25 protein-coding genes and 9 tRNA genes are annotated in these 22,740 nt (G+C 46.3%); 5 read left to right on the forward strand and 29 right to left on the reverse strand.

The window, feature by feature from the left end; genetic code table 11:
• Nucleotides 1-115: 115 nt before the first annotated feature.
• From VOR_RS0115610 to mutY, 12 genes are all read right to left on the reverse strand, one after another.
• Nucleotides 116-191, reverse strand: a tRNA-Asn gene (locus VOR_RS0115610).
• A gap of 31 nt (nt 192-222) precedes the next feature.
• Nucleotides 223-298, reverse strand: a tRNA-Thr gene (locus VOR_RS0115615).
• 34 nt (nt 299-332) lie between these two features.
• Nucleotides 333-408: transfer RNA gene (locus VOR_RS0115620), tRNA-Asn, on the reverse strand.
• A 15-nt stretch (nt 409-423) separates the two neighbouring features.
• Nucleotides 424-499 (reverse strand) — tRNA-Thr (locus VOR_RS0115625).
• Between the two features lie 55 nt (nt 500-554).
• A tRNA-Phe gene (locus VOR_RS0115630) sits at nt 555-630 on the reverse strand.
• Between the two features lie 402 nt (nt 631-1,032).
• A tRNA-Asn gene (locus VOR_RS0115635) sits at nt 1,033-1,108 on the reverse strand.
• Between the two features lie 36 nt (nt 1,109-1,144).
• Nucleotides 1,145-1,220 (reverse strand) — tRNA-Phe (locus tag VOR_RS0115640).
• Nucleotides 1,221-1,226: 6 nt separating this feature from the next.
• A tRNA-Thr gene (locus VOR_RS0115645) sits at nt 1,227-1,302 on the reverse strand.
• A gap of 64 nt (nt 1,303-1,366) precedes the next feature.
• A tRNA-Phe gene (locus VOR_RS0115650) sits at nt 1,367-1,442 on the reverse strand.
• A gap of 106 nt (nt 1,443-1,548) precedes the next feature.
• Nucleotides 1,549-2,679: a membrane-bound lytic murein transglycosylase MltC gene (gene mltC, locus VOR_RS0115655; RefSeq protein ID WP_010320633.1), complete on the reverse strand. Its 1,131-nt coding sequence runs from the start codon at nt 2,677-2,679 to the stop codon at nt 1,549-1,551.
• Between the two features lie 78 nt (nt 2,680-2,757).
• Nucleotides 2,758-3,030: an oxidative damage protection protein gene (locus VOR_RS0115660; RefSeq protein ID WP_010320634.1), complete on the reverse strand. Its 273-nt coding sequence runs from the start codon at nt 3,028-3,030 to the stop codon at nt 2,758-2,760.
• Between the two features lie 21 nt (nt 3,031-3,051).
• On the reverse strand, nt 3,052-4,107 hold the full coding sequence (gene mutY / locus VOR_RS0115665) for an A/G-specific adenine glycosylase (RefSeq protein ID WP_010320635.1): 1,056 nt from the start codon (nt 4,105-4,107) through the stop codon (nt 3,052-3,054).
• Between the two features lie 175 nt (nt 4,108-4,282).
• On the opposite strand from mutY, the gene trmB reads away from it, so the two are divergent.
• Nucleotides 4,283-5,002 carry a tRNA (guanosine(46)-N7)-methyltransferase TrmB gene (gene trmB / locus VOR_RS0115670; RefSeq protein WP_010320637.1) on the forward strand — a complete coding sequence of 240 codons (720 nt, stop codon included), beginning with the start codon at nt 4,283-4,285 and terminating at the stop codon, nt 5,000-5,002.
• Between the two features lie 143 nt (nt 5,003-5,145).
• Complete coding sequence (glsB, locus tag VOR_RS0115675; RefSeq protein WP_010320638.1) at nt 5,146-6,066, forward strand: glutaminase B; 921 nt, start codon at nt 5,146-5,148, stop codon at nt 6,064-6,066.
• 83 nt (nt 6,067-6,149) lie between these two features.
• Here glsB and hemW read toward each other — a convergent pair whose 3' ends face one another.
• The 7 genes from hemW to VOR_RS0115710 form a co-directional block, all read right to left on the reverse strand.
• Nucleotides 6,150-7,307: a radical SAM family heme chaperone HemW gene (gene hemW, locus VOR_RS0115680; protein ID WP_010320639.1), complete on the reverse strand. Its 1,158-nt coding sequence runs from the start codon at nt 7,305-7,307 to the stop codon at nt 6,150-6,152.
• On the reverse strand, nt 7,307-7,906 hold the full coding sequence (locus VOR_RS0115685; RefSeq protein WP_010320640.1) for an XTP/dITP diphosphatase: 600 nt from the start codon (nt 7,904-7,906) through the stop codon (nt 7,307-7,309). Before VOR_RS0115685 ends, hemW begins: the two co-directional genes overlap by 1 nt.
• Before the next feature lie 12 nt (nt 7,907-7,918).
• The gene (locus VOR_RS0115690; RefSeq protein WP_010320641.1) at nt 7,919-8,350 is read right to left on the reverse strand and encodes a DUF4426 domain-containing protein; all 432 of its coding nucleotides are present in this window, start codon (nt 8,348-8,350) and stop codon (nt 7,919-7,921) included.
• A gap of 42 nt (nt 8,351-8,392) precedes the next feature.
• Complete coding sequence (yggU, locus tag VOR_RS0115695; protein ID WP_010320642.1) at nt 8,393-8,683, reverse strand: DUF167 family protein YggU; 291 nt, start codon at nt 8,681-8,683, stop codon at nt 8,393-8,395.
• The gene (locus VOR_RS0115700) at nt 8,683-9,240 is read right to left on the reverse strand and encodes a YggT family protein (RefSeq protein WP_010320643.1); all 558 of its coding nucleotides are present in this window, start codon (nt 9,238-9,240) and stop codon (nt 8,683-8,685) included. Before VOR_RS0115700 ends, yggU begins: the two co-directional genes overlap by 1 nt.
• Before the next feature lie 70 nt (nt 9,241-9,310).
• On the reverse strand, nt 9,311-10,129 hold the full coding sequence (proC, locus tag VOR_RS0115705; protein ID WP_010320644.1) for a pyrroline-5-carboxylate reductase: 819 nt from the start codon (nt 10,127-10,129) through the stop codon (nt 9,311-9,313).
• A 61-nt stretch (nt 10,130-10,190) separates the two neighbouring features.
• The gene (locus tag VOR_RS0115710) at nt 10,191-10,892 is read right to left on the reverse strand and encodes a YggS family pyridoxal phosphate-dependent enzyme (RefSeq protein ID WP_010320645.1); all 702 of its coding nucleotides are present in this window, start codon (nt 10,890-10,892) and stop codon (nt 10,191-10,193) included.
• 25 nt (nt 10,893-10,917) lie between these two features.
• On the opposite strand from VOR_RS0115710, the gene VOR_RS0115715 reads away from it, so the two are divergent.
• Both VOR_RS0115715 and VOR_RS0115720 read left to right on the forward strand, forming a co-directional pair.
• On the forward strand, nt 10,918-11,955 hold the full coding sequence (locus VOR_RS0115715) for a type IV pilus twitching motility protein PilT (RefSeq protein WP_010320646.1): 1,038 nt from the start codon (nt 10,918-10,920) through the stop codon (nt 11,953-11,955).
• Nucleotides 11,956-11,965: 10 nt separating this feature from the next.
• Nucleotides 11,966-13,072, forward strand: coding sequence for a PilT/PilU family type 4a pilus ATPase (locus VOR_RS0115720; protein WP_010320647.1), 1,107 nt, complete (start codon nt 11,966-11,968; stop codon nt 13,070-13,072).
• A 128-nt stretch (nt 13,073-13,200) separates the two neighbouring features.
• Here VOR_RS0115720 and ruvX read toward each other — a convergent pair whose 3' ends face one another.
• The 7 genes from ruvX to metK all read right to left on the reverse strand — a co-directional run bounded on the left by ruvX (nt 13,201) and on the right by metK (nt 18,692).
• The gene (gene ruvX, locus VOR_RS0115725; protein ID WP_010320648.1) at nt 13,201-13,629 is read right to left on the reverse strand and encodes a Holliday junction resolvase RuvX; all 429 of its coding nucleotides are present in this window, start codon (nt 13,627-13,629) and stop codon (nt 13,201-13,203) included.
• Between the two features lie 82 nt (nt 13,630-13,711).
• Complete coding sequence (locus tag VOR_RS0115730; RefSeq protein ID WP_010320649.1) at nt 13,712-14,275, reverse strand: YqgE/AlgH family protein; 564 nt, start codon at nt 14,273-14,275, stop codon at nt 13,712-13,714.
• A gap of 46 nt (nt 14,276-14,321) precedes the next feature.
• Nucleotides 14,322-15,275 carry a glutathione synthase gene (gshB, locus tag VOR_RS0115735; RefSeq protein ID WP_010320650.1) on the reverse strand — a complete coding sequence of 318 codons (954 nt, stop codon included), beginning with the start codon at nt 15,273-15,275 and terminating at the stop codon, nt 14,322-14,324.
• 13 nt (nt 15,276-15,288) lie between these two features.
• A complete protein-coding gene (gene rsmE, locus VOR_RS0115740; protein ID WP_010320651.1) occupies nt 15,289-16,020 on the reverse strand; it encodes a 16S rRNA (uracil(1498)-N(3))-methyltransferase in 732 nt (243 codons plus the stop codon).
• A gap of 108 nt (nt 16,021-16,128) precedes the next feature.
• On the reverse strand, nt 16,129-16,836 hold the full coding sequence (endA, locus tag VOR_RS0115745; RefSeq protein ID WP_013857813.1) for a deoxyribonuclease I: 708 nt from the start codon (nt 16,834-16,836) through the stop codon (nt 16,129-16,131).
• 133 nt (nt 16,837-16,969) lie between these two features.
• Nucleotides 16,970-17,470: a SprT family zinc-dependent metalloprotease gene (locus tag VOR_RS0115750; RefSeq protein ID WP_010320653.1), complete on the reverse strand. Its 501-nt coding sequence runs from the start codon at nt 17,468-17,470 to the stop codon at nt 16,970-16,972.
• A gap of 67 nt (nt 17,471-17,537) precedes the next feature.
• The gene (gene metK / locus VOR_RS0115755; RefSeq protein WP_010320654.1) at nt 17,538-18,692 is read right to left on the reverse strand and encodes a methionine adenosyltransferase; all 1,155 of its coding nucleotides are present in this window, start codon (nt 18,690-18,692) and stop codon (nt 17,538-17,540) included.
• 329 nt (nt 18,693-19,021) lie between these two features.
• Between metK and tkt the strand changes: the two genes are divergently transcribed.
• Nucleotides 19,022-21,019, forward strand: coding sequence for a transketolase (gene tkt / locus VOR_RS0115760; RefSeq protein WP_010320655.1), 1,998 nt, complete (start codon nt 19,022-19,024; stop codon nt 21,017-21,019).
• Nucleotides 21,020-21,122: 103 nt separating this feature from the next.
• Here the strand turns inward: tkt and VOR_RS19230 are convergent, their stop codons facing one another.
• From VOR_RS19230 to VOR_RS19290, 3 genes are read right to left on the reverse strand one after another with little or no spacing between them, the layout of a single operon-like run.
• Nucleotides 21,123-21,329: a hypothetical protein gene (locus tag VOR_RS19230; protein ID WP_350303905.1), complete on the reverse strand. Its 207-nt coding sequence runs from the start codon at nt 21,327-21,329 to the stop codon at nt 21,123-21,125.
• Nucleotides 21,330-21,344: 15 nt separating this feature from the next.
• Nucleotides 21,345-22,430, reverse strand: a complete 1,086-nt coding sequence (locus VOR_RS18060) for a TonB-dependent receptor domain-containing protein (protein ID WP_350303906.1) — start codon at nt 22,428-22,430, stop codon at nt 21,345-21,347.
• Nucleotides 22,412-22,657 carry a dual OB domain-containing protein gene (locus VOR_RS19290; RefSeq protein ID WP_010320656.1) on the reverse strand — a complete coding sequence of 82 codons (246 nt, stop codon included), beginning with the start codon at nt 22,655-22,657 and terminating at the stop codon, nt 22,412-22,414. Before VOR_RS19290 ends, VOR_RS18060 begins: the two co-directional genes overlap by 19 nt.
• Nucleotides 22,658-22,740: the final 83 nt, after the last annotated feature.

Here is a 22,740-nt window from a genome sequence, read left to right on the forward strand (position 1 = left end):
ATCGTGAATTACCGCGAATGTTCCAATCGATTGAGCTGGTGAAAACTGGCTCTTTTTATTATGAGCATACGCAAGACACAAAAAAAGACAAGTTTGAAAACTTGGCTTTAGAAAGTGGCTCCCCCTGCAAGACTTGAACTTGCGACATACGGATTAACAGTCCGCCGTTCTACCGACTGAACTAAGGGGGAACAGAATATTTGCTTATCTTATGCAGATAAATGGTGCCGACTACCGGAATCGAACTGGTGACCTACTGATTACAAGTCAGTTGCTCTACCTACTGAGCTAAGTCGGCGCCGAATCAATAAGCAGTGCTCATTGATGAAAAGTGGCTCCCCCTGCAAGACTTGAACTTGCGACATACGGATTAACAGTCCGCCGTTCTACCGACTGAACTAAGGGGGAACAGGTTTTAAAGAATGGTGCCGACTACCGGAGTCGAACTGGTGACCTACTGATTACAAGTCAGTTGCTCTACCTACTGAGCTAAGTCGGCACATTTTTATCTTTAAATTTATTGTCTGTGCTAGGCACCAACAATTTAGAAACTGTGGTGCCCGGAGGCGGAATCGAACCACCGACACGAGGATTTTCAATCCTCTGCTCTACCGACTGAGCTATCCGGGCGACGGGGTGTATTAAAAGGTTTTTCGCATTTAACGTCAACAGTAAAATGCAAAAAAAATGTCGTTTGTTGTTTTTCTATACTTAGTGACTCGTTTTTGCCCATTTTCGTTAAAAATTAGTGTCAGATTAGATAGTGAAAGAAGCGTTGAAAAGAAAATAGGAGCTTTGAATGGAGCAAATAGCGAATAAAATCGCGTTGAAAAACACACGTTTATCCGTTTGGTTACACTAAAGGAGCAAACTCACCGAACTTGTTTTAGTTTTTGACGGAAAATGGACCTATTCATAACTTAATCGTTGTAGAGGTAATCGTTGTAGAGGTAATCGCTGTAGAGGTAGAAGGGGTTGGATAAATATGACAGGCAATAAAAAAAGCCAAGTCGTTAGACTTGGCTTTAAAAGTGGCTCCCCCTGCAAGACTTGAACTTGCGACATACGGATTAACAGTCCGCCGTTCTACCGACTGAACTAAGGGGGAATTATCTGTGTAAGTCTAAGACTTCGCACCAAATAATGGTGCCTCGAGGCGGAATCGAACCACCGACACGAGGATTTTCAATCCTCTGCTCTACCGACTGAGCTATCGAGGCAATAAATGGTGCCGACTACCGGAATCGAACTGGTGACCTACTGATTACAAGTCAGTTGCTCTACCTACTGAGCTAAGTCGGCGCACTTTATTTATTGCTTGCTGCTACTTTAACAAAAGCACCAACAGCACCAACAATTTAATTTGTGGTGCCCGGAGGCGGAATCGAACCACCGACACGAGGATTTTCAATCCTCTGCTCTACCGACTGAGCTATCCGGGCAACGGAGCGCTATTAAACGGATTTTCCCTTCAATCGTCAACTGCTTTTTGGAAATTTTTTGAAAAAACGGTTTGTTTGCTGGGAATTTAGACAAAGCTGCGCTTTTTTATCCACCCGCGTTAAATTCCTTTTTGAATTTTGTTACTTTTTCTAAGTACCTTCTCGATTCAGCATTAGGGTGTTTTTGGGTCAGCGCCCAATAGACTTGATTGGGTTGCAGTGAATTTAAGTCTCTCATCGCTCGCTTTCTATCTTTGCTAAAGGTATTGAGTACTCCTCCTGTGCCGCCGTTGTAGGCCGAAATCATACTGTATTCGAGTGACGTTGGATGGCTGACTTCTTTGAGGTAGCGGTTTTTCAGAATATAAAAATAGGCCGTTCCCGTATCAATATTTTTTTCTGGATCAAACAGATATTCAGGGCTGGGCTCACCAGATTTATTTTTGACCAGTTTAAAGACATCTCGACCTGCGGTTTTAGGAACCACTTGCATCAGGCCATACGCATTGGCCCAACTGACGGCGTAGGGGTTAAAGCTACTTTCCGTTTTTATGATCGCGTAGATCAGATCTTCGGGAATGTTATATTTTTTCGAGGCTCGGTGCACGATGTCGGCGTATTTATAACCTCGTTTAGAGGCATGATCCGCTACCATAGGAATTTCCACATAGTAGGCTTTTTTGAAATCAACGTTCTTAACTTTTAATTTATTTTCAATAAGATAATCAGCAAATCGATTCGCGCGCCAACCCCACTGGATCGGTTGTTTATCTTGATCAAGCACTTGGTTGTACAAAAATGGCTGACCATTCAATTCGATATTTTGTGAAGAGAAAAGGTCAACGTGTGCGGGATCATCAGGCGTGAGCAAGGTGGTAATAATGGCATTGCGCAGATGTTTTTTGGGGTCAGTTGGGGAAACTGTTTCGATAATGATAGTTCCCGCAGAGAAATTAACTTCAGAGCGACTCAGGTAATTATCAATATATTTCACATAGTTGCTTTTACCGGCGACTTTGATTTCTTTAGTGCCCCAACGTTTCTCAATGTTGCCAGAAAAACTGCTGATTAGCGTGTCTAAGGCGGCGGTATCTTTGACAAATTGCCCAGGTAGTTGCGCTAAGTTTTTGGCAAAACGGTTGGTCGTCTCATAGTCGACGCTGTAGATGCGTTCAACTAATTCTCGGCTACAACCTGCAAGTAGCATTGCAATAAAAAAGTAAGTCAGCTTTCTCATTATCTTCCTAATACAAAAATGACATCAGAGCGTTTACTATGATGTCATTGATTATCCTCGAAATAAATAAGGTATCTCTTATTTGCTTGGTGGCGTGTAACCTTCGATATGGACCTCTTTTCCTTCAAATAGGAAGTTGGTCATTTCGGTTTCCAGTAATTTACGATGTTCAGGGTCCATCATATTGAGTTTTTTCTCGTTGATCAGCATGGTTTGCTTATGCTGCCATTGTGCCCAAGCCTCTTTTGAGATGTTGTCAAAAATACGTTTACCCAATTCACCTGGGTACAGTTGAAAATCCAAACCGTCGGCTTCTTTATTTAGTCGAGCACAAAATACAGTGCGGCTCATGGTCACTTCCTCTTCGGTGTTTTAAGGGTTAATTTCAAATGGAAGGCTTTCTAGCAACTGTTTTACAGGAGCGGCTAAGCCGATTTGTTTCGGTTGGGCTAAGTTATACCAAAGACCTTTGCTTGCTTCCATGATGATGTTCGGTTGTTGAGATAACTCCACCAAGATCGGTGTGATCTCTAGATTATAATGGCTAAACGTGTGGCGAAAAGCGATGAGTGGGCGAATAGAGTCGATAGTGCTCTCTTTGATGGCTCTGTGATCAAGTTGATCTTCGATGGCGCTATTAGGGTTTTCAGGAAAGCAAAACACCCCCCCCCAAATGCCACTTTGAGGGCGCTGTTCTAACCATACTTGATGGTTATGGTGCAGCATCACAAACCAAGTCTGTTTGGTTGGTTTGTCTGTTTTTGGTTTTTTGCCCGGATAATCGAGTGGGTTATTTTGTTTATTGGCGATGCAAAAAGATTCAACTGGGCAGAGTGTACATTTCGGTTTGCTACGTGTGCAGACCATCGCCCCCATATCCATCATGGCTTGGTTATATTTATCAACATCTTGCGCTGGCGTATTTTGTTCGGCATGTTGCCATAATTGAGTTTCAACTTTTTTTTGCCCCGGCCAGCCTTCGACAGCAAAACAGCGGGCTAAAGTTCGCTTTACGTTACCATCTAAAATGGCGTGCGGCTGCTTATAAACCGAAGAAAGCACCGCCGCAGCGGTTGAGCGGCCAATACCCGGTAGAGCATTCATCTGTTCGATATCAAGGGGAAACTCACCGCCATATTCGCTGGCCACTATTTTGGCTGCTTTGTGTAGATTGCGCGCACGCGCGTAATAACCAAGGCCAGTCCATAGGTGCAGTACCTCGTCTTGTTCTGCATTGGCCAAATCAATCACGGTTGGAAAGCGTTGTATGAAGCGTTCGAAATAAGGGATCACCGTGGCGACTTGAGTTTGTTGGAGCATAATTTCCGACAGCCAAACGCTGTAGGCCGTTTTGTTTTGTTGCCACGGCAAATGTTTGCGCCCATAGGCGTCATACCATTTTAAAATGGCGTTAGCGAAAGGTGTCACGACAGGCTCTTTGGTTTATAGTTTTAGTGGAGCAAAATTGCACCACATAAATGTGACGTTGTAAAACGGACAAATTGTGTGGATTTATCCAACAAGTTTATTTCGATAACACTTGCACCGAGAATAATTCTTTGGATAATCCCCGCTTTGATTAATCAATGTGCAGGCAAGATCAATGAGTGAAGTAACCACCAACGAATATACCGAAGAAGGCAAAATACTGCGTCGAATCCGTAGTTTCGTTCGTCGTGAGGGTCGATTAACCAAAGGCCAAGAAGCGGCAATGAATGAATGTTGGCCAACAATGGGTATTGATTTCCAACCACAATTGCTCGATTGGGCGGCGGTTTTTGGTAACGATAACCCGGTGGTTTTAGAAATCGGTTTTGGTATGGGCGCTTCATTAGTTGAAATGGCTAAAAATGCACCGAAAAAAAACTTTTTTGGTATTGAAGTGCATAGCCCAGGTGTTGGCGCCTGTTTGTCGGCTGCTCGTGATGCTGGCGTGACTAATTTACGCGTGATGTGCCATGATGCAGTGGAAGTGTTTGAACACATGATCCCTGATGGTAGCCTGCATACACTGCAACTGTTCTTCCCTGATCCTTGGCACAAAAAACGTCACCATAAGCGCCGTATTGTGCAGTTAGAGTTTGCGGAAATGGTGCGTCAAAAACTAAAAATGGAAGAGGGCATCTTTCATATGGCGACGGACTGGGAAAACTACGCTGAGCATATGATTGAAGTGATGAATCAAGCGCCGGGCTTTGCCAATATTGCCGCAGAAGGTGACTATATTCCTCGTCCTGAAGAGCGTTCTTTGACTAAATTTGAAGCGCGTGGTCACCGTTTAGGTCATGGTGTGTGGGATATCAAATATAAACGCACCGCGTAACGACTCACTTTTGTTGCTGCAACAAAATTAGCGATTAAAGAAAAGCCAACATTGTTGTAATGTTGGCTTTTTCGGCCTTAGCGCCCTACGAAAATCATTATAAAAATAGAGAAAAACATTTCTCACCCGAGGTAAGGTCACCCATGAAGCTAACACCCAATCTGCTTGCTGATATTTTGTGTGAGGTTCGCCCACTGATCGGCAAAGGAAAAGTCGCCGATTACATTCCTGCTTTAGCCAAAGTACCGAATAACAAGCTGGCGATCGCGGTTTACACCAATCAAGGTGAAGTGATTTCGGCTGGAGATGCCACGGAAGGATTCTCAATTCAATCCATCTCTAAAGCCTTGAGCTTAACGCTCGCTATGATGCTCTATAAACCAGAAGAGCTATGGCTTCGTGTCGGAAAAGAGCCTTCAGGCCAAGCGTTTAATTCAATGATCCAGCTTGAAATGGAGCAGGGCATTCCGCGTAACCCTTTTATCAATGCTGGAGCTATTGTGGTGGCAGATATGCTGCATAGCCGTTTATCAGCCCCTCGGCAGCGCTTACTGGAGTTTGTACGTCAGTTGTCGGGTGAGGAGGGCATCGTATACGACAAAGTGGTGGCGGCTTCAGAAATGATGCACAGCGATCGCAATGCCGCCATCGCCTATTTGATGCGCTCGTTTGGTAATTTCAATAATGACGTTATCCCGGTACTGCACAACTATTTTCACGCTTGTTCACTTAAAATGAGCTGTGTTCAATTAGCAAAAACCTTCAGTTATCTGGCAAATAAAGGGGTGTCCGTGCATACCAAGGAAGCGATAGTAACGCCAACACAAAGCAAGCAGATCAATGCCTTATTGGCGACTTGCGGTTTGTATGATGGCGCAGGAGAGTTCGCTTATCGTGTTGGCATGCCGGGTAAATCGGGCGTAGGTGGCGGTATTATTGCGGTTGTTCCTGGGGAGATGACGATTGCGGTTTGGTCGCCAGAGCTTGATGCGTCAGGTAATTCTTTAGCGGGTACTAAGATGTTAGAACTCTTGGCTGAGCGTATTGGTCGCTCTATCTTTTAAGTTCAATATTCTCTGACAGCCCGTGCTTTTGGCAAAAGATTGGCTACCGATTCGGTTAGCCAATCTCTGTTGGGTTTATCTTTTTAGTCGTCAGCCATAAAGGATTCGAGCAAGTCATTAAGAAACAGTTTTCCTTTTTCTGTGATTTGCCAGTGACTTTCGGTTTGCGTTAAATAGTGTTCGGCTAGTGCCCAATCTATCGTTGGCTGAATCACGCTTAAACTTAATCCAGTTGTTTCAACAAAGTCTTGTTTCGGACAAGCTTCCATCAAGCGAAAGCGGTTCATGAAGAATTCAAAAGGGCGATCCGCAGCGGCGACTTCAAATTCGTCATCCAAGTAGGGTTTGAGTAAATTGAGATAGCCACGCGGATGCTTCACCTTAGTGGTACGCACAATACGTCCGTCACTAAAGCTGAGTTTGCCATGCGCGCCACAACCAATCCCCAGATAATCACCAAAGCGCCAGTAATTTAAGTTGTGTTGGCATTGATAGCCGGGTTTGCTATAGCCAGAAATTTCATACTGCACGTACCCAGCGGCGGCCAATTTTTGGTGACCCAACTCGAAAATATCCCATAGTGCGTCATCATCTGGCAAAGTAGGCGGTTTAAAGTAGAAAACCGTATTAGGTTCAATGGTCAGTTGATACCAAGAAAGATGAGGTGGGTTTAGTGCAATCGCTTTGTCTAAATCGGCCAGCGCTTGTTCACAGTTTTGATCGGGTAAGCCATGCATCAAATCTAAGTTGAAGCTGTTTAAGCCAATTTGATGAGCTAATTGAGCGGCATTAACCGCCTCTTGCTGACCGTGAATTCGCCCTAAACGTACCAGTTTTTGTGGCTCAAAACTTTGTACACCAATCGAGATGCGCGTCACCCCTGCTTGTCGATATCCAACAAAACGGTCAGCCTCTACCGTGCCCGGGTTGGCCTCCATGGTGATTTCAATCCCAGGCTTAAACGCAATACGCGCTTCAATGCCTTGCAGCAGGCGAGCAATACCTTCAGCAGAAAAAAGACTCGGTGTACCACCGCCAATAAAAATGGAATGCAATGGGCGAGGATGGTCTGCAAGGCGGTATTTGGCGATATCGGTATCGAGATCGTCCAATAGCGCATCAATGTATTCACGTTCAGGAATATCGTGCTTTAGCGCGTGAGAGTTAAAATCACAATAGGGGCATTTTTGTACACACCAGGGGATGTGCACGTACAAACTCAGCGCGGGTGGTTGCAACATTATGAATTTTGCTCGCTTAAGGTTTTAAATAGCATTTTTAGCGCTTTGCCACGATGTGAAAGCTGCTTTTTACGTGCAGGTAGCAGTTCAGCTGAAGCGCAGTTATCTTCAGGGACAAAGAAGATCGGATCATAACCAAAACCGTTACTGCCATGCGCTTGGTGCAAGATGCGACCTTGCCACGTACCATGGCAGACAAGTGGTGTTGGGTCATTTTCGTGACGCATGAAAACCAGCACGCAATGAAAACGAGCGGTGCGTTGTTCGTCTGGTACACCTTCCATCGCCGCTAATAATTTTTCTAGGTTTTGTTGGTCACTGGCATTTTCACCCGCGTAGCGCGCCGAGTAAATTCCCGGAGCACCTTGCAGATAATCCACTTCTAATCCTGAATCATCGGCAATCGCCGGTAAGCCAGTGATTTTGGCAGCATGTCGTGCTTTGATGATCGCATTTTCAATAAAGGTGGTGCCAGTCTCTGCGGCTTCTGGGGCGTTTAATTCTGTTTGCGCCACCACATCAAAACCGAAATCAACCAGCAGATCAGCCATTTCGCGCACTTTGCCTTGGTTTCCTGTGGCTAATACTATTTTTTTCATTGCACTGTTTCTCTATTCTTCGACGTAGAATTTTTGGGTGAATTTAAGCTTACCGGTGCCTTTTAAGCCCGCATCAACCTCAATGTCAAAACTCAAATTCTCTTCATTGGTAATGGGGAATTCAGCGAGGTAATAAATCGCGTTACCCTCTTTGAATTGTTTAAATTCAAGTTCACGTACCTGACCGATTAGGTTTTTCGCATTACCTTTGAGTTTCGCTTCCATAGCTGGTTTACCTAAGGCCGAGTTATCTAATACGCTGATGTTTAAAATAGCCGAGTAACCATTACGTTTTAACTGATAACTGCGCGCCACTTGTGGCGTTAAAAATGTTGAGTTGAAAGCTGAGTAGTGCACTTCAACATTCTTGATGGTTTGAAACTGCTCGGCGAGTGTGGGTAGCGAAATAAAGGCTATAACAAACGCTATCATCCATTTACGCATGTGGTGCTCCTTATAAAACAGAGTGGGCTAAATAAAAAGCCATCACAAGATGGCTTCAATCGGCTGTGGTATCACTTGAGGTGAATGAATTCGGACTTGTTTATGGCGTCCCAATTCCCCTTTTTCTATCTCGATTAAACCTTTGGCGACTTTAAATTGTTTAGCCAAAAATTGGGTTAAATGAGCGTTGGCTTTGCCATCAACAGGCGGGGCGGTGATGGCAATTTTGAGCTCTTCACCATGCAAGCCGACGATACTATCGCGGCTTGCTTTGGGTTGGATATAGAGCTTGAGGATCAGATCCTCTCCCTCTTGCCAAACAGCAGATGACATTACAACTGATACCATACTGGGCCAATAAAATCGCCCATTAGGAAGTTAGCAAACTGCAGCACAATAAACAGCACTAATACACTTAAATCAAAACCACCCATCGCTGGTAGGATACGGCGGATCGGCGCAAGCATCGGCTCGGTTAATTGATGAAATACATATTCAATCGGGCTGCGGCCTTGGCTAACCCAACTGAGAATGGCGCGGATCAAGAGTACCCAGAACAGTAAACCGCCAGCGGCTTTGACTAACGAGAGTAAGCCTAAGAATAAAAAGTAGACGCTAAAACTAACCGCACCACCTGATGCCACCAGCATTAAGGCAATAAATTTCAATACGCACAGCACGTACGCAAAGAGAACCGTGGCCAAATCTAGGCTACCAATGGATGGAATCGCTCGGCGCAGTGGGCCAACCACAGGTTGCGTTGCTTTGACGATAAACTGGGAGAATGGGTTATAGAAATCGGCACGCGCTGCTTGTAACCAAATGCGTAAAATTACGACCATGATGTACAGATCAAACAGGGTGGAGATCAAAAAACTCATTGAATTCATAACTAGCCCTTAATATGAGTAGAGTGTCGTTTGCGCTTTTGCGCTATAGCTTAGTGAAACGCCACTAGGATTAAAACAGTTTTTCCATTTCTTGTGCACGACTCACGGCCGCTTGCATCGCTTGTGCAACGATATTGGCAAGTTGATGCTCGTTAAAGGCGCCAATCGCCTCGGCGGTGGTGCCACCTTTGGAAGTCACTTGTTCACGCAATGTCGAGAGTTCAATCTCAGGGTTTGCCACCACCATTTCGGCTGCGCCTAACGCCGCTTGTTGTACTAACAAACGGGCCGTTTCTTTATCAAAGCCTTGAGCGATGGCTTCATTTTGCATCGCTTCCATAAACAAAAAGAAGTAGGCAGGCGCACTGCCTGCGGCGGCGATGATGCCATTAATGGCGGACTCGTTTTCAACCCAGCACACTTCACCAACGGCTTGTAGCAATTGTGCGGTAAAGCGTTTGTCTTGCTCTGATACGCTTGGAGTGGCAAATAGACCGCTCATGCCTCGATTGATCAGCGAAGGTGTATTGGGCATGGCGCGTACTAGTTGCAGTTCGGTCGCCAGCATCTCATTAAGGCGCGCCGCAGCAACACCGGCTGCAATGGAGATCACCAACTTATTTCTAAAATCAATGGATTGCAAAGGTTGACAGACACTGGCCATCAACTGCGGTTTGACCGCCAGTACCACCACATCGGCTTGCTGCGCTGCGGCAAGATTATCGCTGGTGGTGTGAATGCCATACGCACTTTCCAGTGGTTTGCGTCTTGTTTCTGACGGTGCGGTCGCGGTAATTCTATCAGCTGGATAACCGCTGGCGACTAAGCCTGCAATAATTGCTTTGGCCATATTGCCTGCACCGATAAAAGTGATGTTTCTCTGCTGCATCTGCTGACTTCTAATTGCTTGTCGCTGATTGATTATTGTGTGATTGATAGATAAGCCTGTGCTAAGCGTAATCACGCGCACCAAAAATAGCGGTGCCGATCCTCACCATAGTGCTACCCGCTTCAATCGCCGCTTGCATGTCGCCACTCATGCCCATTGAGAGCGTATCTACCCCTGAAAAACGTTCAGACAATTGCGCTTGTAAGCTCGCCAGTTTTTGAAATGCGGCAAGTTGCGCAGCGTAATTGGGCACATTCTCAGGAATAGACATCAATCCTCTTAACGTGAGGTTAGGTAGCGCGGATATCAACTCTGCCAACTCAACTATTTCGTGTTCATTAATGCCTGATTTTGAGCTTTCGCCGCTGGTGTTGACTTGAATCAAGACCTGTAGTGGTGGCATGCCCACTGGGCGTTGATCATTTAAACGCTGGGCAATTTTACTTCGATCCACCGTATGCACCCAAGTAAAGTTCTCGGCCACAATGCGCGATTTATTGGACTGAATTGGGCCGATAAAGTGCCATTCTAAATCCAGTTCTGGGTGCAAGGTATTGAAGTACTGAGCTTTATCTGCGCCTTCTTGCATATAGTTTTCACCAAATAAACGTTGCCCAGCGCGCGCCGCTTCTAGAATCGCTTCGACAGGTTTGGTTTTACTGACCGCTAAAAGTTGCACTCTCTCTCGAGCGCGTCCACACTTTTGTTGTGCACTTTCAATTTGTGAAGTGATCTGTTCAATATTTTGTTGAATACTACTCATAGCCTGACTTTATTAAGGAAATTAAATGGATATCGCTGAGCTACTGGATTTTAGTGTAAAGCACAACGCTTCGGATCTACATCTATCTGCAGGTGTTCCACCTATGGTACGGATAGATGGTGAAGTAAGAAAGCTCGGAGTGCCTGCTTTTACTCATGCTGACGTGCATCGTTTGATTTTTGAGATCATGAACGATGCTCAGCGTAGTGAATTTGAAGAGAAACTGGAAGTGGATTTCTCATTTGAGCTGCCTAATGTAGGGCGTTTTCGTGTCAATGCTTTCCATCAATCTCGTGGCTGCTCTGCGGTTTTCCGGACGATTCCTACGGTGATCCCAACCTTGGAAGATCTGCAAACACCTGACATTTTTAATAAAATCGCCAATTATGAGAAAGGATTGGTGCTGGTGACCGGGCCAACAGGGTCGGGTAAATCGACCACGCTGGCAGCAATGGTTGATTACATTAATTCCCATCACAACAAACACATTTTAACCATTGAAGACCCCATTGAGTTTGTGCATAGCAACAATAAATGTTTGGTTAACCAACGCGAAGTGCACCGAGATACCCACAGCTTTAAAGCGGCGCTACGCTCGGCGCTGCGCGAAGATCCGGATGTAATTTTAGTCGGTGAGCTGCGCGATCAAGAAACCATCAGCTTAGCGTTAACCGCGGCTGAAACCGGGCATTTAGTGTTTGGCACGTTACATACCAGCTCTGCGGCGAAAACTATCGACCGGATCATTGATGTTTTCCCCGGTAGTGATAAAGAGATGGTTCGTTCAATGCTCTCTGAATCATTGCGAGCAGTGATTGCGCAAAAGCTGCTAAAACGTTTAGGTGGGGGCCGCGTCGCGTGTCATGAAATTATGCTTGCCACTCCAGCTATTCGTAACTTGATCCGCGAGGATAAGGTTGCGCAGATGTACTCCATCATCCAAACGGGTGCGGCGCATGGCATGCAAACCATGGAACAGAATTCTAAACAGTTGATTGCGCAAGGTATTGTCGATCAAGAAGAAGTGCAGAAAAAACTGGAAGTCAATTCATCACCATTTTAAGAGAGAGCTCATGGAACTGAACCAATGTCTTGAGGGTATGTTGACTCAAAAAGCTTCCGACTTGTACCTCACCGTAGGAGCGCCAGTGTTATTTCGCGTCGATGGTGAGTTAAGAGCTCACGGCGAAAAGTTATCCCAAACGCAGGTGATGGCGTTGTTAGATGCCATGATGGATGAGGATCGCCGCCGTGAATTTCAACGCACACGTGAAGCCAATTTTGCAGTGGTGAGAAAGATAGGCCGCTTTCGTGTCAGTGCTTTTTTCCAGCGCGAGCTGCCCGGTGCAGTGATCCGCCGCATTGAAACTCATATTCCCACCTTTGAAGAATTAAAGTTACCGGGCGTGTTGCAAGATCTTTCGATTGCAAAGCGTGGGCTGGTGCTGGTGGTTGGCGCGACGGGGTCGGGCAAATCGACCACCATGGCGGCCATGACGGGTTATCGTAATTCGCACCGAACTGGGCATATTTTAACGGTGGAAGACCCGATTGAGTTTGTGCATGAGCATCAGCGTTGTATTGTGACCCAGCGAGAAGTGGGGTTGGATACCGAGAGTTACGAAGTAGCGCTAAAAAATTCGCTACGCCAAGCTCCTGATATGATTTTAATTGGTGAGATCCGTTCACGTGAAACGATGGAATATGCGATGACCTTTGCCGAAACCGGTCATTTATGTATGGCAACGCTGCATGCTAACAATGCTAACCAAGCGCTTGAACGAATTTTGCATTTGGTCCCTAAAGAGCAAAAAGAGCAGTTTTTATTTGATCTGTCGATGAACCTCAGAGGTGTCGTTGGGCAACAGTTGCTCCGCGATAAAAATGGCAAGGGACGACATGGGGTGTTTGAGATTTTACTCAATAGTCCTCGAATTTCCGATTTGATCCGCCGCGGTGATCTGCACGAGTTGAAAGCGACGATGGGCAAATCACAAGAAGTGGGGATGCAGACTTTTGACCAAGCACTGTATCAACTGGTTGTTGATGAGAAAATCAGTGAACAAGATGCACTGCACAGCGCCGACTCCGCCAATGATTTACGTTTAATGTTAAAAACAAAGCGTGGCGAAGGGCTCAGCAGTGGCACATTGGATAACGTGCAGATTGATATGGAATAGTCGCAGTTCAAGACGAACAATCCCGAACTCGATTCGGGATTGTGTTGCACCGCTGTATTAAAGTTAAGTTACGTGAGGTTAAGTTGCGTGAGGTTAAGTTACGCGAGGTTAAGTTACGCGAGGTTAAGTTACGCGCCCCATTGCGCTTCAAACCAGCTCTCTAAGATCACTACAGCTGATTGGCAATCGACATTGCCTTTGCTCAGTGCTTTGTAGCCGCCCATGGCAAATAAGTCGGCGCGCGCTTCCCGGGTTGAAAGCCGTTCGTCATGCATCTCAACGGGTAAGCCAAAGCGCCCGTGTAAACGCTGCGCAAATTTTTTGGCTCGCGGAGTAATGGTTTCCAACGCTTTGCCGTGCAAATCTGTTGGTAGCCCTACCACCAATAAATGGGGTTGCCACTCTTTGATCTGCTTTTCGATCTCTTGCCAATGTGGAATTCCGTCATTGGCTTTAAAGGCTTTAAGTGGCGATGCGGTGCCTGTAACTTCTTGGCCAATCGCACTGCCGATGCTTTTGGTGCCAAAGTCAAAAGCCATAATGGTTCTGGATGTCATAATCAGTATCTTGCATGGTGTAACGAAGGCTCTAAAAAGGCGCGTAGCCTAGTTAGAGCCGTAAAGGTTAGAGCCGCAAAAGTTAAGCATGCCCAGCTTGCGCTGAGAGTTGGATGGGATCAATACCGAATTTTTTAATCGCCTGATTCCACTTATCGTGAATGGGCGTATTAAAGATAACCTCTGGATCGGCCTCAATGGTTAACCAAGAATTTTCAGCCAGCTCTAACTCAAGCTGACCGGGCTCCCAGCCTGAATAACCCAGAGCCACAAGATAGTGACTTGGTTCGGCATCCGTGCCCAGTACCGCTAAAATATCTTTCGATGTGGTGACGGCAATGTCATCGCTCATACGGATGCTGGATTCATAATGATCTTTCGGTCGATGTAGAATAAACCCACGATCTTCAGAAACAGGACCGCCATTCAATACGGGCCTTTTTAGGCTATCAAGTTGAAGCTTAGGGTAGCTTGGCTCAACATCGACTTGGTTTAACATGCCGCCCACAGTGATATCAATCGGCACATTAATCATCAAGCCCATCGCCCCATCTTCATTGTGTTCACAGATGTAAATAACACTGTGCTTGAAGTAAGGGTCTCTCATACTTGGCATGGCAACTAAAAAATGATTTGTAAGATTCATACTGCCTCCAACCTATCGCAAATTACTGGGCAAGAGTTTGCCCAGTTCAGCATGACTTGTTGATTCGACGCTCAATCGCGTCCATCAACTTACCGGTAATTGAGATATCAAAGGCGGCCTCTATTTCACGAATACACGTAGGGCTCGTCACGTTGATCTCAGTGAGCTTGTCGCCAATAACGTCAAGTCCGACAAAGATTAAGCCTTTTTCTTTCAATGTTGGAGCAATGGTTTGAGCAATTTTCTTATCGGTTTCGCTCAGTGGACGCGCTTCACCACGGCCACCCGCTGCCAAATTGCCACGGGTTTCACCTTGTGCCGGAATTCGCGCTAGGCAGTAAGGCATTGGTTCACCATCGACCACTAAAATACGTTTATCACCGTTGCTGATGTCAGGTACAAAAGTTTGCGCCATACAGTAGTTTTGGCCGTGGTTAGTTAATGTTTCGATAATGACGGATACGTTTGGATCTCCCTCTTTAACGCGGAAGATAGATGCTCCTCCCATACCGTCTAACGGTTTTAAAATCACATCACCATGTTGCGCGCGGAAGGCTTTAATTTTTTCCGCTTTACGCGTCACTATGGTGGTTGGCGTTAGTTCAGGGAACCATGCCGTAAACAGTTTCTCATTGCAGTCACGTAAGCTTTGCGGCTTATTGACGATTAATGTTCCTGCTTCTTCTGCTCGTTCTAGAATGTAGGTTGCGTAGATATATTCAGTATCAAACGGCGGATCTTTACGCATCAACACTGCATCGAGATCAGCCAGTGGAATAGTTTGCTCAGATAAAAACTCATACCAACCGTTCGGATCTTCTTTTAATGTCACCACTTTGGTATCGGCAAAAGCGACACCTTGATCTAAGTGTAGATCATTCATCTCCATATAGTGGATTTCATAACCACGACGCTGCGCTTCTAGCAACATGGCAAAGCTGGAATTTTTTTTGATGTTAATGGACGAGATAGGGTCCATGACGATACCAAGTTTAATCATTGTTTTTCTCCGGTTAGCCAAGATCGCCAAAGCGAACTTGAAGAGCAGTAATAGCCGTTAAGGCCGCAGTTTCAGTACGCAGTACGCGTGGGCCTAGCAAGGTTTCTTCAAAATGGTACTGTTCAGTCATGCTAATTTCTGATTCTGATAAGCCTCCTTCAGGGCCTATCAACAAACGGACTTTATTGATAGGTTGAGGTAGGGTATTAATCGAATACTTCGCACGTGGATGTAAGTTGAGCTTGAGCGCATCACTGGGTTCGGCACACCACTCTTGCAACTGCATAATTGGGCGGATCAGCGGCACAATATTGCGGCCGCACTGCTCACAAGCGCTGATTGCAATTTTTTGCCACTGTTCAAGTTTTTTCTCAAAACGTTTGGCATCTAATTTCACGCCGCAACGTTCAGAAATCAAAGGCGTGATGGTATTGACGCCAAGTTCGACCGATTTTTGAATGGTGAACTCCATTTTGTCTCCACGCGAGATCACCTGCCCAAGGTGTAAATTAAGAGGCGATTCACAGCTTTTTTCGACTCTTTTTAACACATTGACCAGTACATTTTTTTTGCTGACCTCGGTAATTTCCGCTGGGAATTCCGCGCCACTGCCATCAAAAAGCAGTACTTCTTGGCCCGCTTGCATGCGTAACACCCGGCCAATATGCCCAGCCGCATCATCATTGAGAGCAATAATGGCTGAGGGTTGAAGAGGAGTCGGATGATAAATTCTAGGGATACGCATGGATAGTTCCTACCTGACGTTGAATAGCCATTAACATGGATGATTTACACTGAAAAAACAAGAGGCAAGGGCGAGTTTCAATCACGAAAATGGCCCACAAAAAGTACCTTATGAACGGCACTGTTGCTGTACAAATGGGTTGTGGTTGCCTTGAACTTTGGCAATTCGCTGATCGCGTTTGCATTCCCACTCATCGGCTGGGTATTGGCGATTCCAAGCCTGCATTAGTTGTGTTTGGGATTTGGATAACTGAAAGCCATAGTTCTGGCTCATGTACAGATAGGTACGAGCAATTGAGCCACGTGCTCTATCGGGTGGCATGACTTTGCGTTGTTTAAAATCGACCTGCATTTCACAACGGCCATAGCTTTCACCTTCTACGCCATTCCACTGACTGAAATTGTAGTTTGAACGGTCGCCGTTGACTTCGCCAATCGCCGGCGTCAGGTTGTGGAGGTCAGCTTCCATCGAACGAAAAATAGTATCATTTTTGGTGCAATTTTTACGCCCACCTTGTTGCCAGCACTGACGCTGGTGGCCAAATTGCCAAGCCGGGACGACGTGTTCCCATTCAATGCGGCTGGCGCGAGTTTGCTGTTTGCGAACTTGGTAACCACAAGCTTGTAAGTCGGGCGTGCCTTTCTTACCTTGCCATGCTATGTCACAACCGCAGTAAAAGCTCACTGGATGATCATGATAGATTTTCAATGCTTCTTTTTTAGCTTGAGAAAAGGAAGCGGGAGGCGCAGCTAGGGCACAAAACGAGAACAGAGCTAAGCTGCTATTCACAAGCAATAAGCGAAAATAGGACATCATTTAGACTGATATAAGTATGGTTTTTATAAGTCTAACACTCAGATTAAAGAATAATAAATGATGTTTTTGTTGTTAATTGCAGATGAGTGTAATCACACCGCTGTGGATTCAAGTAGCAGCAACCAAAGTTTATTTAGGAAAGCTGCACGCCAGTAAAATGGAGCGTTTGTGCACAGTGTTGGCAGCGGTAGGTGGCTTGATTGCGCATCACTTTATTGTGGCGACGGACAGTGAGCGGGTAATGCGCACAGGCGCAGCGATATTCAAAGGTTTTGCCTTGCACTGAAGAGACTTCAAAGCGATGAGTGGTATTGGCTGGTAAATGAAACACTTGATTCATCACAGCCTGCCACTCTTTACCGTGTGGAGGAACGCGACCATAGCGCTGGTAGGTAATTAGGTGGGCGATTTCATGTGGGATCACTTCATCGAGAAAGGCGCGTTGATTTTCAGCAAACAGCACTGGATTCAGTCTGATTTCCCAACGTTGTAAATAAGCCTTACCTGCCGCCTTTCCCCGCAACTGATAGTTGATACTCGGCATAGGGAAGTCGTGTTGAAAATAGTGACGAGCGGTTGTGATGCACTGCTTTGCTTTTACTTGCGCACGGTAATGTAGCTCAAAATTAGGCACAGATTCATTCCTAGAAAAAAGCCCTTGCGAATGAGCAAGGGCTTACAAATTTAAACTAGGTTGAAAATTACTTCAAGCCAGCAAAGTCACGTAGGATGGCGGCTTTGTCAGTCGCTTCCCAAGGAAACTCTTCACGGCCGAAGTGACCGTAAGCGGCAGTTTTCTTGTAGATCGGTTGCAGTAAATTGAGCATTTCTTGTAGGCCGTATGGGCGTAGGTCGAAGTGCTGGCGTACCGCTTCAATGATGATCTCTTGGGATACTTTCTCAGTACCAAAGGTTTCGACCATGATTGAGGTTGGATCCGCAATACCAATCGCGTATGACAACTGAATTTCACAACGATCAGCAAGGCCAGCCGCCACGATATTTTTCGCCACATAACGCGCCGCGTAAGCTGCACTACGGTCTACTTTTGATGGATCTTTACCAGAGAATGCACCACCACCGTGACGCGCTGCGCCGCCGTAGGTATCAACGATGATCTTACGACCAGTTAAACCACAGTCGCCCATTGGGCCGCCAATCACAAAACGACCGGTTGGGTTGATGAAGAATTTGGTCTCTTTGCTAAGCCACTCGGCTGGCAACACAGGCTTAATGATCTCTTCCATGACGCCTTCGCGTAGGTCAGCTGTCGAGATAGAGTCGCAATGTTGCGTTGAAAGAACGACGGCATCAATTCCAACAATTTTACCTTGGTCATATTGGAAGGTAACTTGAGATTTTGCATCAGGACGTAGCCAAGAAAGCGTGCCATTTTTACGCACTTCTGCTTGTTTTTGCATCAAGCGGTGAGCGTAGGTGATCGGTGCTGGCATCAGGATTTCAGTTTCGTTGGTCGCGTAACCGAACATAATACCTTGGTCACCGGCGCCTTGTTCTTTAGGATCGGCCTTATCAACACCTTGGTTGATATCAGGTGACTGTTTACCAATGGTATTCAAAACAGCGCAAGAATTGGCATCGAAACCCATCTCTGAGTTGACGTAACCAATTTCACGAACGGTTTGGCGAGTAAGTTCTTCAATGTCCACCCATGCAGAGGTCGTGATTTCACCACCAACCATGACCATGCCGGTTTTCACGTAAGTTTCACAAGCAACACGCGCTTTGATGTCTTGTTCTAGAATCGCATCCAAAACCGCATCAGAAATTTGGTCTGCAATTTTATCTGGATGGCCTTCTGAAACGGATTCAGAAGTAAACAGGTGCTTAGCCATGGGAGCTCCACTTTTATTCGTTGGACTATGGCAAGCTTTGCTCACCATCGTTATTCATTAGTTTATGTAGGTGTTTCTACATCTAGACGTCTATTCTAGTTTTGAATAGTCGAATTACAAGTTATTTTTACGCCTGTCTGTAAACCAAACGTTTGCTTAAATTTAGATGAAAAATTGGAGTTTGGTTTTTTATCCTAAAAATAAGCGCCAAAGAGCACTATTTCTCCAGTAAAACGTTTGCAGTGAGAAAAGTGCTTTGAGAGAATAGCCGCGCTATTTTCAGCCCATTTCCGTTAATTTGGATTCGCTTAATGCACTCAGGAGCAGACATGTCTTCCCATAACCTTGTTTCTAATAAAGAACTCGCCAATGCCATCCGTGCTCTTAGTATGGACGGTGTTCAACAAGCTAACTCTGGTCACCCTGGTGCACCGATGGGTATGGCCGATATCGCTGAAGTTCTTTGGCGTGGCCACTTAAACCATAACCCACAAAACCCACAATGGGCTGACCGCGACCGTTTTGTGCTGTCGAACGGCCACGGCTCAATGCTGATTTACTCTTTACTGCACCTGAGCGGTTACGCGCTGTCGATTGATGATTTGAAAAACTTCCGTCAATTGCACTCAAAAACACCGGGTCATCCAGAATACGGTTACGCGCCGGGCATTGAAACCACCACGGGCCCACTAGGCCAAGGTATTACCAATGCGGTCGGCATGGCGATGGCTGAAAAAGCACTGGCGGCGCAGTTCAACAAACCGGGTCACGACATCGTTGACCACTTCACTTATGTGTTCATGGGTGATGGTTGTTTGATGGAAGGCATCTCGCACGAGGCGTGTTCTCTGGCGGGCACACTGGGTCTTGGCAAACTGATTGCGTTTTGGGATGACAACGGCATCTCTATCGATGGTCATGTGGAAGGCTGGTTCTCTGACGACACGCCAAAACGTTTTGAAGCGTACGGCTGGCATGTTATTGCTGCGGTTGATGGCCATAACGCTGAAGCGATTGAGGCTGCGAAAGCAGACCCTCGTCCAACCTTGATTTGCACCAAAACCATCATCGGTTTTGGTTCGCCAAACAAAGCGGGCTCACACGACTGTCACGGTGCCCCTTTAGGCGCTGAGGAAATCAAAGCGGCGCGTGAATTCCTGGGTTGGCAGCACGCACCTTTCCACATCCCTGCCGACATTTACGCGCAGTGGGATGCCAAAGAAGCTGGCCAAGCGAAAGAAACCGATTGGAACGCTAAGTTTGAAGCCTACGCCGCCGCTTACCCAGCCGAAGCCGCTGAGTTCAAACGCCGCGTAAACGGCGAGTTGCCAGCAGAATGGGAAGTGAAAGCGAGTCAAATTATTGCGGACCTTCAAGCCAACCCAGCCAATATTGCGTCACGTAAAGCGTCACAAAATGCGCTGGAAGCGTTTGGTAAAATGCTGCCAGAATTTATGGGCGGCTCGGCGGACTTGGCACCGTCTAACCTCACCATGTGGTCGGGCTCTCAATCGCTCACGGCGGAAGACTTCTCGGGTAACTACATTCACTACGGTGTACGTGAATTCGGTATGACGGCCATCATGAATGGTATCGCGTTGCACGGTGGTTTCGTTCCTTACGGCGCAACCTTCCTGATGTTCATGGAATACGCACGTAACGCCATGCGCATGGCCGCTCTGATGAAGATTCAGAACATCCAAGTCTACACTCATGACTCGATTGGCTTGGGTGAAGATGGTCCAACCCATCAACCGGTTGAGCAAATCGCATCTCTGCGTCTAACACCAAACATGAGCACATGGCGTCCGTGTGACCAAGTGGAATCAGCCGTCGCATGGAAGTTGGCGATTGAGCGTAAAGATGGCCCATCAGCGCTGATTTTCTCTCGTCAAAACCTCGCGCAGCAGCCACGCAGCGAAACGCAAGTTGCCGATATCGCGAAAGGTGGTTACATCCTGAAAGATTGCGAAGGCAAGCCTGAGCTTATCCTTATCGCGACGGGTTCTGAAGTTGAACTCGCAGTGAAAGCCGCTGAGCAGCTAAGCGCAGAAGGTAAGAAAGTGCGCGTAGTTTCGATGCCATCGACCGATGCGTTTGATAAGCAAGACGCCGCCTACCGCGAAACGGTACTACCAGCGGCCGTGACTAAGCGTATCGCTATTGAAGCGGGTATCGCGGATTTCTGGTACAAGTACGTTGGTTTTGGCGGCAAGATCATCGGTATGACGACGTTTGGTGAGTCAGCACCGGCGGATCAACTGTTCAAGATGTTTGGTTTCACCGTTGACAATGTGGTGAACACAGCGAAAGAACTGCTGGCGTAATTGAAAGCGGTTCTTTTCTTTGTTAAGCAAAGACAAATAGACGATAAAAAAATCCCGCTACGGCGGGATTTTTGTTTTATAGCACGAAACTTAAACGATTCGATTAGTAAGAGATTTCAAATCCGAGTGTAATGGTTCGCCCCGGATCAGGCATGCTGACCACAGAACCCGGACGCACTTGATAACGATCAGTCAAGTTGTTGATCGCAAAGAACAGCTGCGTGTTGGCATTCAACTCGTACTGTGAATAGAGATCAATCGTGTAATCGGACGGGATTTCAAGGATCGGATTGGCCGCTGTGCCCGCCAACCAATCACTAGGGTTTTATTTGCCCGAGTGATAAGAAACTTTCACCCCAGAATCGAGCGTGTCGTTGAAGAATTTCGTGCCCACATTTAGGTACAAATTCTGCTTTGGCGGAATCCGCGTTGGGGTTAATCCCCATGCAAATCCAAGCGAATTACAGGTATCACTCTCCGCGTATTGCGCTTGTTGAACTGAACAAATCTTTGTCTCGCTGTATAAGGTCGCCGCGAAGTGGGTGTACAACCAAGCATATTGGTAATGGGCATCCAACTCCCAACCAGAGAGTTGCAACTTATCATAATTGGTGAAGGTAAAGTTCGCCTGCCATTCAGACATACCCGGGGTTTTCGCCAATTGTCCACCTGAAATGAAGTCTTTAATACTGTTGCGGAAATAGGACACCGACAGATTCAAACGATCATCCTGCAGCAAACTGTCCGACGCCATAAATTGCACGCCAACCTCATTGTTCCACGCTTGTTCTGGTTTGATCGGGTTGTATGGGTTATAGCTGAACACCTCATTTGATAGCGTCGTTTCATACAAGCTCGGCATACGATAAGTGCGTGAGGATTTCAAAAACAGCTGAGTGCTGGGTGTTAAGGCGTAGGTGAACTCACTGAGCAGATCGAGCTTCTCCTTGTAGTCTAACTGCTGCTTGGTTTGATAATCGGTTGACTTGGCATTGTGCAAATTGAGGCCAAGCTGAACTCTCAACGGCGAGTAATCGATATCCGCATTTACAAACAGGTTCTGCGCCGTGCGTTTTCCGTGGCGGGAAGTCACCGTCTTGGTAAAACGGGTTTGCCCATCGTCTTCGGGAGATAAACGCTCATTTTGCTGAGCCAAACCATAATTCAGCCTGACTGGCCACTGAGTCAGTAAGGTTTCATTGGTCAGGCTCAGACCAGAGCGATCGTTGTGATATGCATGAAAATATTGCTCCGCATTGGTTCCTAGCGCCCAAAGTCCATTGTATTGCGCCAGATCAGCCTCGGTGTACCAAAAGTTAGCATTCAAATTGAGCCAAGGATGATCTGGTTGGTAATAGTAATTGGCGCTGTAGGTATTCACTTTGGCGGTTCCTAGCCCCCACTGCGGCATTCTGTCTTTGCCATCCGGGTATGGGTTCCCTTCCCAATCTTCTGAAGAGGCTTAACATTAAAAATGCCATGTGGGTTTTGTATTTTAGCTTGTTGATGACTTAACTCTGCGCCTTGTAAATTCGAAACTGGTCTTATCCACTTCCCCGTATTAACACACTTTCCAGCGACACAATGTTGACCATGCTTAATAGAATTAGCTAATACCACGACTTCAGACTGAGGCATATGTTCTCCTAATTAATTCAACTTCTTTCAAAAATGCAGTAAACCTATATTAATCAATATGTTTATCGTAAGCGCATCATAAA

This window comes from Vibrio ordalii ATCC 33509, assembly GCA_000257205.1.
Classification (GTDB): Bacteria; Pseudomonadota; Gammaproteobacteria; order Enterobacterales; family Vibrionaceae; genus Vibrio; species Vibrio ordalii.